A 15619-nucleotide genomic window follows, 5' to 3' on the forward strand; every position below is an offset into this window, starting at 1 on the left:
CAGGGCTATCGCCCATCGAGTTTGAACAGCGCCATTCCCAACGGCTCAAGAGTGTCTAGCCAAGTCGGGGCGATTCATTCTTGTCAAGCCATTGGGCCTGGACGCGGGGCGTGAAAGACAGCGCCCCAAAATTAAAGCGTCGATCCACTTGCAGCTGCAATTGTTTGCCCTTACTGTTTCCAGAGGCGTCTCCAAGCAGCTCCAGCGAAGTGCGCGCGATGGATGTATTCCAGATTACCGAACCTCCGGCCCAAAAGCTTTCCTTCCGTTTGTCCATGCCTATCAGTATTGGGGAGTCTTTTGCTTCATAGCCCACACCGTCGTACTTGAGCCGACCGGTGAACGAGAGGGAGCCGTAGCGTCCCTGGAGAGTGCCCAGTTTCACATCCGCTGTCGGGCCCGCGATTCGCAACCAGCTGTTTTCTACGTAAAGCAGCGGCAATGCGCGGTTCTTGTTGTCGGAACCAGCATACGGTTGTTGGAACACCCCAGCAGCGAGGCCCAAACCCCACTGCGTTCCGTCAGCTGTAGGGTCAGCCTCGGCGAGCGCGTTGCTGGTCATCGCCGCGAAAGTCGCACATGCGGCAGCGTTACGGAAAGCTCGCCGAGCGGCGTGTGGCGAAAAGTGGAAATTGCCAAAGGAGGACATGAAGACAGCCGTCTTTAAGTTAGAACGGAAACAATCTTCAGCGAGGTCCTATTACTGCGCACTTACTCGGCTCAAGTATTTAATGTGCGTTCCCCGGCTTGTGAATCAGAGGGCCGAAACAGTTGAAAAGAATTCCTAGTTCGCTCGCAAATGTCCACTTCTGCTATGGGTCGATGCCCGCTTCGGGTCGCAAGCCGCCATCGGAACGAGCTCGGCAAGCTGGCCAGGTGGGTAGGATCTTTACGCAAGCTGCCATCGACCAGTCCGTTCGCAGAGCACACTTGGATTGGCCTCTAGGACCTTTGCAAGAGTGTGAGAATGGCTGGATCAACTGTTATCACTGATTCTGCAAATGTCCTTGATCTACAAGGACACCAATTTGCAAGATCAGTCAGATCCTAGCGCTGGATGGCGCCGACAACCGCCAAGTTGCCTTTAAGTGTGCAATACACCCCGTATTCGGTTCGCTGAACACCCCTCTCGTACATCGTCATCTAGCCAGGCCCATTGCATGCGACCCAACACCCACTTCCAGATCGAGGTTGAGCGCTGCGGCGTTGAGCCGATTCAGCTGGTCGCGCACGCCGCCTGCGAAGCCTCAGCCTTTGCCACCACGGAGGCCCATCTCAGACCTGGGAATGTGATCACCATCGCGTGCCTGGGTGAAGGCGTAGATTACGGAAACCTCATCATGGAGGTCTCCGCAGACGGCGATATCCACCTGGTTGCGCATGAGCATCGAGGCTTCCAAGTAAACGGGGTGTCGCTGGAGCACGCCTTGGCGGCATTGCGATTCTGGTTGCCGCTGCAGGAGCGAGATGCCCGTCTCGCATGGGAGGATCAATCAACCCAACCCATGCTTCCTACGGATCGCCCCTGGCGGCTGCTGAACTTAGCAGTGGGCGAGCAACCGCAATGCGCTGCTAGCGGCCATCAAAGCAAGGATGACGCCCCGTTGCCGCCCTGCCCGGCACCCTGCTACGAGTAGGGAGATGTCCCGCGTAGTTGCCCCAAAGCAACATACATACACACCCCACAAGTAGGTATTCACACTGGATCACCGCTTTTTAGGCCGCAAGCGCTGCAATAGCTGTGGGAGCCGCATGGGTTTTAAATACAATTCGTTCTCATTCCTAACACTCATCCCCTGGCCAAGCACGCTGCGGCGCCCCTGACTGGCGCCGTTGTGCTGTGCCCGCCTCGTTTTTTGCTGCCTTCACCATGTCCGCATCTACCCGCACTTCGCGCAAGCCATCGGGCCCCCGTCCCGCCCTGAGCCAGATCACCGCAGCCGTCCTGATCAGCCTGGCACCAGCGGCCAGCGCGCTGGCCCAAACGGCCGATGCAGCGGCTACAGCGGCCGCCGATGACGAGCCGGTCGCAGAAAGCACCCTGGAGACCATCCAGGTCTCCGGCGATCTGCTGGGCAGCGGTCTGCAGAACCAGCTCAAGACCTTTGCCGGTGCCCGCACCATCGTCGACAAGGACGTGATCGAGAACAGCGGCGCCTCCAGCATCGGCGATGTGATGCGCCGCATCCCCGGCGTGCAAAGCAGCGACAACTCCGGCACCGCCGGCAGTGCGGTGTCGCTCAATATCGGGGTGCGCGGTTTGACCGGCCGCTACTCGCCGCGCTCGACCGTGCTGCTCGATGGCGTGCCGCTGGCCGTGGCGCCCTACGGCCAGCCCCAGCTGTCGTTTGCGCCGGTGAGCCTGGCCAATATCGAGTCCATCGATGTGGTGCGCAGCGGCGGCGCGGTGCGCTATGGCCCGCAAAACGTCGGCGGCATCATCAACTTCAACACCCGCGCCATCCCCACCAGCAAGGACATCACCGGCGACGTGACCCTGCGCTACAACGGCTTTGGCAAAGGCGGAGAGAACAACACGCTCTACAGCACCTTCCTGGGCTCGCAGCTGGACAACGGCCTGGGCTGGGCGCTGCTGTACTCGGGCATGACGGGCTCCGAATGGCGCAAGGACAGCGATGAGCGTTTGAACGACGTGGCGCTGAAGTTCCGCTATGCGCTGTCGGGCACGTCCGAGGTCTACGGCAAGCTGTCTTACTACGATGTGCGCTCCAACACGCCCGGGGGCCTCACGGTCGCCCAGTACAACGCCAACCCTTTCCAGAACACCCGCCCCACCGACATGTGGGATGGCGAGCGCAAGGGCCTGGACCTGGGCTACATCAACACCATCTCGGACACGCAAGAGTTCGAGATCCGCGCCTACTACAACGACAGCTCGCGCTCCAGCCGCCTGATCAATGCCGCGCAGACCCAGATCAACTACCAGCCGCGCAACTACCAGACCCTGGGCATCGAGCCCCGCTACACCCAGCGTTTTGCGCTGGGCAGCAGCACGCATGACGTGACCGTGGGCTACCGCTTCATCCGCGAGCGCGGTGACGACAACAGCAGCCTGCTGAACCTGTCCACCAATGTGATGGGCGCCACCACCTCGTTCGACAACGCCACCGATGCCCATGCCGGCTATATCGATGACCGCATCGCCATCGGTGCCTGGCGCATCACCCCGGGCCTGCGCTTTGAGCACATCAAGTCCGAGCGCGATGACCTGAGCGGCGCGCAGAGCTTTGACACGCGCAACAACAAGTGGCTGCCCTCGGTCAGCGTGTCCTACCTGGTCAACCCCGCCCTCACGCTGTTTGCCAACTACACCACCTCGTTCGGCCCGGTGCAGAACATCCAGCTGAACTCGCAAACGGCGGCCAACCCACTGCGCCCCGAAGTGGCCAAGACCAAGGAAATCGGTGCCCGCTGGCAAGACAAGCAGTGGCGCGCCGAGGCCACGGTGTTTGACCTGCGCTTTGACAACCAGATCCTGCAGACGCCCGGCGTCGTGCCCGTCACCTTTGCCAATATTGGCGCCACCAAGCACCAGGGCCTGGAGCTGGCGCTGGAGTACAGCTTTGACAAGGCCAGCGCGCTGGCAGGCACCACGGTGTATGGCAACTACACCTACACCAAGGCGATCCAGAAATCCGGCACCACGGCCGGGCTCGATGTGCCTTTCTACTCCCGCAACACCGACACCGTCGGCGTGCGCTATGAGCGCAATGCCTGGGGCTTCAACCTGTCGAGCACGCACCAGAGCAAGCAGTACTCGGACCTGGCCAACACCGAGGCCGAATCGGCCAATGCCAATGTGGGCCGCATCCCCGGCTTTCGCCTGTGGAACGCCCAGGTCAGCTGGAAGGTGCCGCAGTACAAGGGCAGCGAAATCATGGTCGGCGTGAACAACATCGCCGACCACCGCTACTACACCCGCAATGTCGACGGCAACCCCGGCCGCATGGTTGGCGCGCCGCGCACCTTCTACGTCCAGGGCCGCTACGCGTTCTGATCCACCTATTACCCGCCTTCGTAACACAAGACCCGCAACAGCTGATGCGGGTCTTTTTTGCCGATGGCTTCGCCTGTTTTGTGACCCTCTGATGACCCCTTCTCGCACCACCGCCCGCTCCGCCCGCTCCACCGCCGTCCACCCGCTGACCTGCCTGAGCAGCATCGCGCTGGCGATTGCTGCCTGGCCCGCCGTTGCACAAACCGCGTCGGATACGGTCACCAGCGCCACCACCGCCCCGGCCGCTGAGGCGGTGCTGCCCCAGGTCATCGTGCAAGAAAAAGCGCAGGAAGTGGGCTACCAGCCCAAGCGCGCCACCACCGCCACCCGCAGCGATGCGGCCCTGCGCGATGTGCCCCAGGCCATTGCCGTGGTGCCCGCCCAGGTGCTGCAGGATCAGCAGGTGCGCTCCATCGACGAGGCGCTCTACAACGTCAGCGGCATCACCCAGGCCAATACCTTGGGCGGCACGCAGGATGCGGTGATCAAGCGCGGCTTTGGCTTCAACCGCGATGGCTCCATCCTGCGCGATGGCATCCGCACCGTGCTGGCCCGCAACCTCACCTTCACGACCGAGCGGGTCGAAGTGCTCAAGGGCCCCAGCTCGGTGCTCTACGGCACGATGGACCCGGGCGGCGTCATCAACATGGTCACCAAAAAGCCCCAGCTCAGCTTTGCCGGCCAGGTGGGCGCCTCGCTGTCGAGCTACGGCGGCGGCGGTGCCTCGTTCGATCTGACCGGCCCCATCGGCGAACAAGGCCTGGCCTACCGCTTTATCGCCGACACCAGCGATGTCGACTACTGGCGCAACTTTGGCAAGAACCGCCAGACCGTCATCGCCCCGTCGCTGGCCTGGTATGGGCGCGACACCTATGTGCGCATGTCCTACGAGCACACCGACTATGAGCAGCCTTTTGACCGGGGCACCGTGATCGACAGCCGCACCGGCCGCCCGGTGGCCATCGACCGCCGCGAGCGCTTGGACGAGGCCTACAACCGCACCCTGGGCGATTCGGACTTTTTCACCGTGCAGGCCCAGCACAGCCTCAATAGCCAGTGGAAGCTCAACGCCGCCTACAGCTACAACCGCAACCGCTATGACGACTACCAGGCCCGGCCGGTGTCGCTCAACCCCACGACCGGCATTCTCACGCGCCGGCCCGATGGCACGCGCGGCGCATTGAGCCAGCAGCATGTCGGCCAGATCAACCTGGAAGGCAAGCTGCAGGCGGGCGGCATGACGCACGAGATCCTGGCCGGGTTCGACGCCGAAGACAGCAATATCTTCCGCCGCGACATCATCCGGGGCAGCAACAGCGGCGGCTTCAATGTCTACGACCCGGTCTACGGCAACCTGCCCAATGCCACCACGATTGACGAGGCGCAAAGCGCCCAGAGCGACAAGATCCGCCAGCAGGCACTGTTCGCGCAGGATTCGATCCGCCTCTCGCCCCAGTGGCTGCTGCAGCTGGCCGGGCGCTGGCAGCACTACGACCAGATCGCGGGCAAGGGCCGGCCCTTTGTAGTGGGCAGCGAATCGGATGGCAGCAAGTTTGTGCCGCGCGCCGGCCTGGTCTGGCAGCCCAGTACCGAATGGTCCATCTACGGCAGCTACAGCGAATCCTTCAAGCCGCAAAGCAGCATTGGCAGCGTCATCGGCACCCTGCCGCCCGAGACCGCCAAGGCCTGGGAGCTGGGCACCAAGTGGGAGTCGCCCGCCGGCATCACTGCCACCGCTGCGCTCTATGACATTCGCAAGCGCAACGTGGTGGTGAACGAGACCATCGACGGCCAAAGCTATGCCCGCGCCGTGGGCGGTGCCCGCTCGCGCGGCCTGGAGCTGGATGCCGCTGGCCGCCTGGGCAAGCAGTGGCAGCTGATTGGCACCTATGCCTACACCGATGCTGCCGTCACCGACGACCCGCAATACCAGGACAACCGCCTGGCCAATGTGGCGCGCCACACCGCCTCGCTCTTTGCCGCCTATGATTTTGCAGCCAGCAACAGTGGCCGCTGGCGTGCCGGCGCCGGCCTGCGCCATGTGGGCCGCCGCGCGGGCGATGCCGCCAACAGCTTCAACAACGCGGGTTACACCGTGGCCGACAGCTTTGTCAGCTGGGAGCGCCCCTGGAGCGGCCGCATGGTCAAGCTGCAGCTCAACGTCAAGAACCTGTTCGACAAGAACTATGTGAGCTCTTCGGGCAGCCCCATCTATGTGTCCCTGGGTGAGCGCCGCCAGGCCGTGCTGCGCGCGGTCGTCGATTTCTAAACTTGAGCAGTCCGACAGAATCAAAAGACAACAAAGACGAGCATGTGGAGTTTTAAAAATATCTGGTTCCAGATCCACTGGCTGATCGGCATCACCGCAGGCACGGTGCTGATCGTCATTGGCCTCACCGGCGCCACCTATTCCTTCCAGGACGAGGTGCTGGACTGGGCCAACCCGGGGACCGCCAGCGTGCCGGTGCAGCCAAGCCCGGCGCTGACACCGCCCCAGTTGCTGGCGGCAGTGCGGGCCAGCGGTGAGCAGCGCCGTATCGACCGCATTACCTTGTACGCCGAGCCCGGGCGCAGCGCCCAGCTGGCCTTTGCGCCGGAGAAAGGTGAGCGCCGGGGCCAGAGCGTCTACCTCCACCCCTATACCGGCGCCCAGCTGCCGGCGCAAAGCGGCCGCGAGTTTTTTGAATGGAACGAGCGCCTGCACCGCTGGCTGCTGCTGCCGCGCGACGATGGCAAACCGATAACGGGCAGCCTCTCGCTGTGCCTGCTGCTGCTGTCGCTCTCGGGCCTGTACCTGCGCTGGCCGGCCAAGCCGCTGTCCTGGCGCAGTTGGCTCACCTTCAATGTACGGCGCAAGGGCAGGCCGTTTTTGTGGGGCCTGCACTCGGTGGCCGGCACCTGGGTGCTGGTCGTCTATGTGATGCTGACCCTGACCGGCATGTACTGGGCCTTTGATGCGGTGCGTGCGCCGGTGGACCGCTGGATGGGCGCGCCCTCCCGCGCAGCGGCCCGCGCCGAGCAATCGGCCGCGCAAGAGGCCGCCCGCAAGGCGCCGCCGCTGCAGATCGAGCCCGCCACGCTGGAGCCGGCCTGGCAAGGCTTTGCGCAGCTGGCCAGTGGCTGGCAGTTTGCGCAAATGCGCCTGCCCCAGCGCGCCGACCAGCCCGTGCAGTTCAGCTGGTGGGGCGCCGGTGCCCCGCATGACCGCGCGCGCAACCAGCTCAGCCTGAGCCTCGATGGCAGCGTGCAGCGCGACGACCGCTTTGCCGATCTGCCCGCCGGCCGCCGCGCGCTAGCTGCCATCTACCCGCTGCACACCGGCACCTATTTTGGGCTGACGGGCCGCGTCATCGTCACCGTGGCGGCGCTGATGATGCCGCTGTTTGCGATCACCGGCTGGCTGCTCTACCTGGAGCGGCGCCGCACATCCCGCGCCGCCGCCAAGGCCCAGCGCGCACTGCTAGAAGGATATGGCGCGCAGCCCAGCCCCGCCACCGGTGCCAACACCGGCGCCAGCATTGCCGTGGTTTACGCCAGCCAGGCAGGCCATGCCCAGCAACTGGCCGTGCGCACCGTGGCGCGCCTGCGCAGCGCCGGCCTGGCCGCGCAGCTGCTGCCCGCAGCCAACCTGGACATGGCCCAGCTGCAGCCGCAGCGCCAGTTGCTCTGGGTGGCCAGCACCTTTGGCGAAGGCCAGCCGCCCGACAGCGCTCGCCGCCTGGCGCGCCTGCTGCAGCAGGCCGAGGGCACACCATTGGCGCACCAGCGCTTTGGCATGCTGGCCCTGGGTGACCGCCAGTACAGCCAGTTCTGCGGCTTTGGCCTGGCGCTGGCTGCACAGTTGGAGCGCCTGGGCGCCCAGCCCGTGTTTGCGCCCATCACCATGGATGCGGAAGACGACAGCGCCTGGCAAGCCTGGCTGCAGGCCCTGGCTGCGCACTGGGGCGTGAACGCAGCACCCGCCACGGCGGCAGACAATGCCGCTGCCAGCGTCGCCGATTCCGATGCGCCCGACGCCGTCTTTGCGCCCGCTCAGCTGATCAGCCGCCACCACCTCAACCCCGGCAGCAGCGGCCAGCCGCTCTACCAGGTGGAGCTGGGCTTTGCGCCTGAGCAAGCGCTGCAATGGCAGGCCGGTGGCCTGGTCGAGGTCAAGGCCGCTCATGCGCCCGCCCAGGTCGATGCCTGGCTGCAGGCGCAGCAGCTCGATGGCAACGCCGCCGTGCAGTGGCGCGGCAGCGCCTGCAGCCTGCGCGATGCGCTCAGCGCCTCCGAGCTGCCCACGCTCTCGGCCCCCGCCACCTCTGCCCAGGCCGTGGCCGACCAGCTCCATCCGCTGGCCCCGCGCAGCTACTCACTGGCCTCCTTGCCGGCCGATGGCCGCATTCGCCTCTATGTGCGCCAAACCCTGCGCGAGCAGCCAGGCGCCGCCCCGCAGCTGGGCCTGGCCTCGGGCTGGCTCACGGCGCATGCGGCACTGGGCAGTAGCATCGCGCTGCGCCTGGTCGACAACCCCGGCTTTGCGCCGCTGGTCGGCGATGCGCGGCCTGCCATCTTTATGGGCAATGGCTCGGGCTATGCCGGCCTGCGCGGCCACCTGCGCCACCGCATCGCCCAGGGCCAGTTCGACAACTGGCTGATCTTTGGCGAACGCCGCCGCGCGCACGACTCCTATGCCGAAGACGAGGTCTGCGTCTGGCAGGCCCATGGCCAGATCGCACGCGCCGACTATGCCTACTCGCGCGACGCCCGCGATGCCAGCCACCAGGCTCTTGGCCAAGGCCCGCACCGCTATGTGCAAGATGCTCTGCGCGCCGCCGCCGAGCCGCTCCAGGCCTGGCTGGCCCGGGGCGCCGTCATCTACGTCTGCGGCAGCTATGACGGCATGGCCACCGGTGTGGATGAGGCGCTGACCGAGCTGCTCGGCGAAGAAGGGCTGAATGCCCTGATCGACGAGGGCCGGTACCGGCGCGATGTGTACTGAGGCCGGCGCTGCAGCGCATGGGCTGAAGCAGCGATAAAAAAGGCGTGGCACCCTCGGGTCCACGCCTTTTGTCTTTGGGCTGGGGCTGCAGCAGTCGGCAGCAGCAGCGCCATGCCCGCGCCGCTGCCCTCCTCCCTCTTACCAATTCACCCGCGCCGTCAAGGTCACATTGCGCGCATCGCCATACAGGCAGACGCCGGTGCAGGCCGACAGGTAGGTCTTGTCGGCCAGATTCTTCACATTCAGCGCAAACTGCCATTGCTGGTACTGGTAGCGCACAGCGGCATCCAGCAAGGTGTAGGTGGGCATGCGCATGCGGTCTATCTCTTGCCAGCCCACATGGCGCACACCGGCGCCCAGGCTCAGGCCCGGCAGTGCGTCGACGCGGTAATCGGCCCACAGCGATGCCATATTGCGCGGCACCGATACGGGGGTCGTGCCCTGGTTGCCGGTGCTGCTGCGCGTCACCTTGGCATCGGTGGTCGACAGGGCCACCACCACATCCCATTGGCGCTTGATCTGGGCGCGGCCCTCCAGCTCCAGGCCACGCGATCGCACCTCGCCGGTCTGCTGCAAAAAGCCCACATGGTCGGGGTCGCTGGTCAGCACGTTCTGCTGCTTGATCTCGTAGGCCGCCAAGGTGACCGACGCATCCATGCCCTTGGGCTCGTACTTCAGGCCAATCTCATGCTGCTTGCCGGTGGTGGGCTTGAAGGTACGGCCACTGAAATCCATGCCCGATGAGGGCTGGAAAGAGCGGCTGTAGCTGTAGTACGGCGACAGGCCGTTGTCCATCAAATACATCACGCCCACGCGCGGCGTGAAGGCATGCGAGTTCTCCACCACATCGTCCGAGATCAAATCCGAGCGCGCCCGGTCATAGCGCCCACCCACCATCAGCACCCAGCGCTGGTCGTACTTGATCTGGTCCTGCACATAGATGCCCACCTGGCGCATCGCCTCCTTGGAATAGGCGGGCGCATTCAAGCTGGGCTGCGCGCCGTAGACGGGGTTGAACACATCGATGGCCGGCATGCTGCCAAACTCCTGCTTGCGCGCAAAACGGGTCTGCGCCCAGTCCAGGCCCAACAGCAAGGTGTGCTCAAAACGGCCGTGGGCCAGCTGGCCGATCAGCTGGTTGTCCACGCCCCAGCCCCGGTCCTTGTCCAGCCGCGTCAGACCATAGCGGCCCACCATGCGGGGGTTGGCCGCGTCCACCCGGGCCTGCACGCCGGCATAGGCGTTGTCGGCTTTGTGGTCATAGGCCAGCAGGTTCTGCTTGAAGCGCCATTGCGTATTCAGCCGCTGCTCCAGCAGATAGCCCAAGGTCGCACCTTTCACATCAAAGTGGTCAAAACCCGGCTCGCCCAAAAACGTGCTGCGCCCAATGCGCCCATTGGGGTTGGGCAGCAGGCTGCCATCCAGCGGCTTGCCCACGTCGTAGTTGGCGCGGCTCTTGTTCAGATTGGCCAGCAGCGTCAGGTCAGTGTCGGGGGTCAGCTTCCAGTCAATGGCGGCCGACAGCGACAGGCGGTCATTGCGCATCTCGTCGATCATGCCGTCCGCATCGCGCGCCAGCGCGGTCAGCCGGTAGCGCATGCGGCCGTCCTCGGTCAGCTTGTCGCTCACATCAGCGGCGATCTGCTTTTTGTTCCAGCTGCCCAGCTGCAGCTCCACCTCGCGCAGCGGCTCATCGGTGGGGCGCTTGCTCACCAGGTTGAAGACGCCGCCCGGCGCCGCCTGTCCGTACAAAATCGAGGCCGGGCCTTTGAGCACCTCCACCCGCTCATAGGCATAGGGCTCCACCGCCCCGCTCAGCGAGTTGATCGGAAAGCGCGCACCATTCAGGTACAGCGGCGCCGCCCCGGTCACGTTGAAGCCGCGCACGGTAAAGCCCGTGCCAACATGGCGCATCGCCCCACCCTGCAGCGGCATGATGCTCGCCGAGTACTCCAGCGCCTGATCCAGCGAATCGGCGCCCTGGGCCACAATCTGCTCGCGCGGCACCACCGTCACCGACATGGGGGTCTCCGACAGCGGCGTATCGGTCTTGGTCGCCGTCGCACTGCGCCGGGCCACAAAGCCGCCCACGGGGCCAGCGGCGCTCTCGCGCAGCGCATCGGCCTGCACCGTCACCGGCGCCAAGGTGGTCTCGGCCCCGCTCTGCGGCGCGGCTGCTTCGGCCGGTTTGATCACCAGGGCCCGCCCCTGGGGCACCACCACCAGGCCACTGCCCGCCAGCAATTGCGCCAGCGCCTGGCGCGGCGCCATGCTGCCAGACACCGCCGGCCCCTGCCTGCCCGCCACCACCGCCGGGGCGTACAGCAGCTGCAGCCCCGTTTGCTGGGCCAGGGTATGGATCGCCTGCCCCAAAGGCTGGGCCGCAATCGCCACCTGGGCCGGGGCCTCCGCCTGGGCCTGGGCCCAAGCGGGAATGGCCCCGGCCACGAACAAAGACAGGGCCAAGGCCCGGGGTGCAAAAACACTGCGCGACTGCCGCATAAACAAGGTCTCCAACTGCCTGGAAATAGCCAGCACTACCCATGGAGTCGCACGGGCGGGCAGAACCCTCAGGTCGGTTGGGTAAAAAATTTGGATTATTTTTGAAGGGGAAGCGGTGCCGGGGTTGCAGGTGATGCCACGATGACGACTCGGGGCTGTAAATTCAACCAGCCAATGCAACTAGATGCAGAAATGAAAGAGCCTTTATGCGACCACTCGATGAACTGCTGGAAACTCAAGAGCCGGCCCTTCCACTTGTCGAACAATGGATCCGCGAGGCTGAACTCCCCGTCGAGATACTTCCCCCTTCAGCCAACAATGGTGATGTTCTCGTTGAGCTACAAGTGACGACCCGCTCCGTTCTAGGTGCCATTGCCTATGGAACGGGCGGCATCCTGATAGATGGTGGCTGGCTAAGGCTGCTTGGCTCTGGGCACACCAGGCTACCTCGCAATATCGCCGCGTGGAACGCGGCGCGGTCGAATGGATTTTGCCTTGTGGCAGATGATGTCGTCGGTGGCTTCTTTGCACTCAATGGGGGAGCCTTCGACGGCGACATAGGGGTAGTGCACTATCTGGCACCAGACACACTTCAGTGGGAGAGCTTGGATATTGGTCACACAGCGTTCACACAATGGGCGATGACCCAACGTCTCCACACGTTCTACGCTCAGATGCGCTGGGATGGGTGGCAGGAAGATGTACGCAATTTGCTGGGCGACCAGTGCTTCAGCTTCTATCCCTTCCTCCATACACAAGAAGGGTCAACACAGACTAGTTCAAGACGCGCGGTACCAGTTGCGGAGCAATACGCTCTGAACATAGGTTAGAGATTGAATGTCATCAGGGGACAGAAGCTGAGGTCTTTTCAGCCGTAGCGACTCACCGCCTCAGGTCGTTGACCAACAATTGGAGTCTTTGCTTAACGCCTCAATGGCGGATGCACCAGCAAACCAGCGGCTTCAGACCTGCCCCAACGCTTCGCAAGCATTCACACCTCGCGCTCTGCCCAGCTCCCGCTCGTGATCGGGCGGGTCAGCTGGTCAATCTTGGCATCAATCAACGACAGCCGTGCTCTTGCATGCGCATCGTCTTGGGTCGCCTGCATCAATAGCTCGGCGCCTTCCGCCTTCAACGCCTTTAAATAGGAGTCCGGTGTTCCATCCTCTTCAGCAGAATCTGACATGCTTGTCTCCCCAGTCTCTTGAGCAGAAATGGTAACTGACCCAAAACAAAATGCAACGATTACGCACATAAAAAATAAGTTAAATCAATAACTTATATCAAGCTTGATTGCTCGACAATCGCTGCTATTTGTCCGGTCGACATCACTTGCTTGCGCAACAATCCGAAAGCAGAGTAGGCACTGGAATGCGGCATCCCGAGCCGGTAAACAGGCAGCCGTAAATATCTGACGGCGGTAGCCAGGCCGTTGGCCAGAGCCGTACTCACTTGCGGTCAACACAGCGAACGCAGCCGGATTCGGGCATTGCCGCCTCCAACCCCATCGGCCGCGCCTAGCCCGCAACACTGTCAGTCGAGCAACTGACATCCTCCCATTGCCCCAGCCCTGCCTGCATGGCGCCCAACTTGCCGCGCACCAGCTCCAGCGCATCACTGCCCAGCAGCAGATGTGCGGGCGGCCGCTCGGCGGCAGTGGCGATGCGCAGCATCACAGCGGCTGCTTTGGCCGGGTCGCCTAGCTGCTTTCCGCTGACGGCTTGGCGGCGCGCTCGCACGGGATCAAACAGCGCGTCATAGTCGCTGATGCTGCGGGGTGCGCGCACCATCGAGCGTCCGGCCCAGTCTGTCCGGAATGAGCCCGGCGCGACGGCCGTCACGTCAATGCCCAGCGCTGCAACCTCCTTGCCCAGCGCTTCGGAGATCCCTTCCAGCGCAAACTTGCTGCCGCAGTAGTACGCAATGCCCGGCATGGTGATAAAGCCGCCCATCGATGTGATGTTCAGAATGCGCCCACGGCGGCGGGCCCGCATAAAAGGGAGGAAGGCCTTGATGACCGCAACCACACCGAAGACATTGACGTCAAATTGCCGCCGCAGATCTTCCAGCGGGCTCTCTTCCAGGATGCCCTCGTAGCCGTAGCCGGCGTTGTTGACGATGACGTCCACCGGCCCGATTGCCTTTTCCACGTCCTGGGCCACCCGCTCAACTGCCGCGTGGTCGGTGACATCCAGCTGCCGGGCTATCGCTTGGTCAGGGTGCATCGCCTGGAATGCCTGTGCGTCTTCGGCCCTGCGCACGGTGCCGATGACGCGGTGCCCTGCGGCCAGCGCCACTTGGGAAAGAGCCTTCCCAAAGCCGCTGCTGACGCCGGTGATAAAGAAAGTTTTAGAGGATGAATCGCGCATGCTGGCTCCTGAAGGTACGAGGCCAAATGGTAGGCAAGCACGCGGCATCCAGAAATGGCGTACGCTATCCGGTCATTGCCTATTCCTACACCATGATGACTTCCACCCCGAGGCCCCGCATGGCCGCACTGCTGTCCAGCTTGGCGCTCCATGAGGGTTACACCCTGAGCCCCCTGCCCGGCGTGCGCTGGTTGCGCAGCAACCGGCCCTTGGACGTTACGCCGGTGCTGTACGAGCCGGGTATCGTCATCGTCTGCCAGGGACGCAAGCGCGGTTGGCTGGACGACCAGGAGTTTGTCTACGACGAGCAGCATGTGCTGGCTGTAGCCGTGCCCGTGCCCTTTGTCATGCAGACGGAAGCCAGCGCTGAACGTCCCTTGCTGGCCATCTACCTGCGGCTGGATTTGCAACTGGCCGCCGACATCGCCATCCAGGTGGACGAGCAGCTGCCCCATGCCACGCCGATCAGGTCGATCAGGTCGATCAGGCCGTCCAGCCTGGTGTCTTCCAGGATGGATGCAGCCCTCGCCGACGCAGTCACCCGCCTCTTGCAGGCCATGTCCAAACCGCTGGAAGCCCAGGTGCTGGGCCCCTCCATCCTGCGAGAGATCTACTTCCGCGTGCTGACGGGTGAGCATGGCGAAACCCTGCGTGCTTCGCTGGCCGCGCAAGGGCGCTTCGGGCAAATTGGCCGTGCCATTCAGCGCATCCACCGCGAGCACGCCAGTCCACTGACCGTGGCAATGCTGGCACACGAAGCCGGGCTGGGTGCGGCCGCTTTCCACCACCACTTCAAGGCCGTGACCCGCGTATCGCCGATGCAGTACCTCAAGTCCATCCGCCTGCACCAAGGGCGGCTGCTGATGATGCGGCGTGGCATGACCGCCGCCGCTGCTGCATCAGCTGTAGGTTACGAGAGCCCCTCCCAGTTCAGCCGGGAGTTCAAGCGCCTGTTCGGGCTTCCACCGCAGGCCGAGGTGGAACGCATCAAGCATGCGTTCGCTCTGCCGCCGCTGCCGGAGGGACCTTTTGTGACTTCTCACTAGTTACCCCTTAATCGACGCGTGGCAATCGAGCACCTCTATCCCTGAAAATGACCACGGTTCGATTCAATCCGCCCCATGAGGAGCCACCATGAAAAAACTACCTGACGATTTTCCGTTTCTCCAGGACATGTACGCCGATGGCTACTTCCCCAAGGACCTCGTCGACAAGCTGCGCGATGCCATTCAGGAAGTCGCAATGTTCGTCGGACAAGGCGGCCATTCGTTAGATGCGGTTCAGTCCCAATTGGATGTGATGACCGAAAAGATCAACGATCTTCAGGCCGAATTTGAAGACCGAGGCAGTGAGATTGAGACCGTCGCCAGAGACTCGATTGGCACCACGGTCGAGGCCATGCTCAGCTTCTTTGAGGTGGACATTGACACCGAAGAGGCCATTCGTGCCCGGGACTGGTAAGCGAGGCAGATCCCGTCTTTTCAGCGGCAAGCCTATAGCGGCCGCTGAATTCAATCGTTAAACGCCTATTCCGGCCCGTCCCAGACCATCAACCTGTGAAAAGCAGATTTACTCCCCACATGAAGAAGCTTTCGACCTGGCTCACACCTGGGGGCATGGTCGCAATCGCTTTTGGATTGGTCATTGGCAGCTCGTACCTGCTGGGGTACCTACTTCCTGCCGCAAGAGATGAGGTTCAAGAATGCAGGGATCAGTGCAAGCCCAAGCAGGGAAATTTGGTAGACG

Annotated in this window: 11 protein-coding genes; 7 read left to right on the forward strand and 4 right to left on the reverse strand. The window is 63.5% G+C overall.

Translation table 11 applies throughout. From position 1 onward, the window contains the following. Positions 1 to 55: 55 nt before the first annotated feature. Positions 56 to 649: a MipA/OmpV family protein gene (locus tag WH367_RS15435; RefSeq protein WP_339536764.1), complete on the reverse strand. Its 594-nt coding sequence runs from the start codon at positions 647 to 649 to the stop codon at positions 56 to 58. A gap of 511 nt (positions 650 to 1160) precedes the next feature. Between WH367_RS15435 and WH367_RS15440 the strand changes: the two genes are divergently transcribed. The 4 genes from WH367_RS15440 to WH367_RS15455 all read left to right on the forward strand — a co-directional run bounded on the left by WH367_RS15440 (position 1161) and on the right by WH367_RS15455 (position 9002). Continuing rightward, positions 1161 to 1637, forward strand: a complete 477-nt coding sequence (locus WH367_RS15440) for a hypothetical protein (protein WP_339536765.1) — start codon at positions 1161 to 1163, stop codon at positions 1635 to 1637. Between the two features lie 233 nt (positions 1638 to 1870). Continuing rightward, the gene (locus tag WH367_RS15445; protein WP_339536766.1) at positions 1871 to 4018 is read left to right on the forward strand and encodes a TonB-dependent receptor family protein; all 2148 of its coding nucleotides are present in this window, start codon (positions 1871 to 1873) and stop codon (positions 4016 to 4018) included. Positions 4019 to 4109: 91 nt separating this feature from the next. Continuing rightward, positions 4110 to 6287 carry a TonB-dependent siderophore receptor gene (locus WH367_RS15450; protein WP_339536767.1) on the forward strand — a complete coding sequence of 726 codons (2178 nt, stop codon included), beginning with the start codon at positions 4110 to 4112 and terminating at the stop codon, positions 6285 to 6287. Positions 6288 to 6329: 42 nt separating this feature from the next. Further along, entirely contained in the window at positions 6330 to 9002 is a 2673-nt protein-coding gene (locus WH367_RS15455) for a PepSY domain-containing protein (RefSeq protein WP_339536768.1), read from the forward strand. 138 nt (positions 9003 to 9140) lie between these two features. Here the strand turns inward: WH367_RS15455 and WH367_RS15460 are convergent, their stop codons facing one another. Next, positions 9141 to 11468, reverse strand: coding sequence for a TonB-dependent siderophore receptor (locus tag WH367_RS15460; RefSeq protein WP_339536769.1), 2328 nt, complete (start codon positions 11466 to 11468; stop codon positions 9141 to 9143). 242 nt (positions 11469 to 11710) lie between these two features. Here WH367_RS15460 and WH367_RS15465 point away from each other — a divergent pair, with 242 nt between their 5' ends. Next, the gene (locus WH367_RS15465) at positions 11711 to 12334 is read left to right on the forward strand and encodes a DUF2625 domain-containing protein (protein ID WP_021025664.1); all 624 of its coding nucleotides are present in this window, start codon (positions 11711 to 11713) and stop codon (positions 12332 to 12334) included. 161 nt (positions 12335 to 12495) lie between these two features. Here WH367_RS15465 and WH367_RS15470 read toward each other — a convergent pair whose 3' ends face one another. Further along, positions 12496 to 12690: a hypothetical protein gene (locus WH367_RS15470; RefSeq protein ID WP_148293063.1), complete on the reverse strand. Its 195-nt coding sequence runs from the start codon at positions 12688 to 12690 to the stop codon at positions 12496 to 12498. Between the two features lie 331 nt (positions 12691 to 13021). Beyond that, positions 13022 to 13873, reverse strand: coding sequence for an oxidoreductase (locus WH367_RS15475; RefSeq protein WP_339536770.1), 852 nt, complete (start codon positions 13871 to 13873; stop codon positions 13022 to 13024). Between the two features lie 92 nt (positions 13874 to 13965). Between WH367_RS15475 and WH367_RS15480 the strand changes: the two genes are divergently transcribed. Both WH367_RS15480 and WH367_RS15485 read left to right on the forward strand, forming a co-directional pair. Continuing rightward, complete coding sequence (locus WH367_RS15480) at positions 13966 to 14919, forward strand: AraC family transcriptional regulator (RefSeq protein ID WP_339536771.1); 954 nt, start codon at positions 13966 to 13968, stop codon at positions 14917 to 14919. Between the two features lie 88 nt (positions 14920 to 15007). Continuing rightward, entirely contained in the window at positions 15008 to 15334 is a 327-nt protein-coding gene (locus tag WH367_RS15485; protein ID WP_339536772.1) for a DUF5713 family protein, read from the forward strand. Positions 15335 to 15619: the final 285 nt, after the last annotated feature.

Source organism: Comamonas sp. MYb21, from assembly GCF_037479395.1.
Lineage (GTDB): Bacteria > Pseudomonadota > Gammaproteobacteria > Burkholderiales > Burkholderiaceae_C > Comamonas.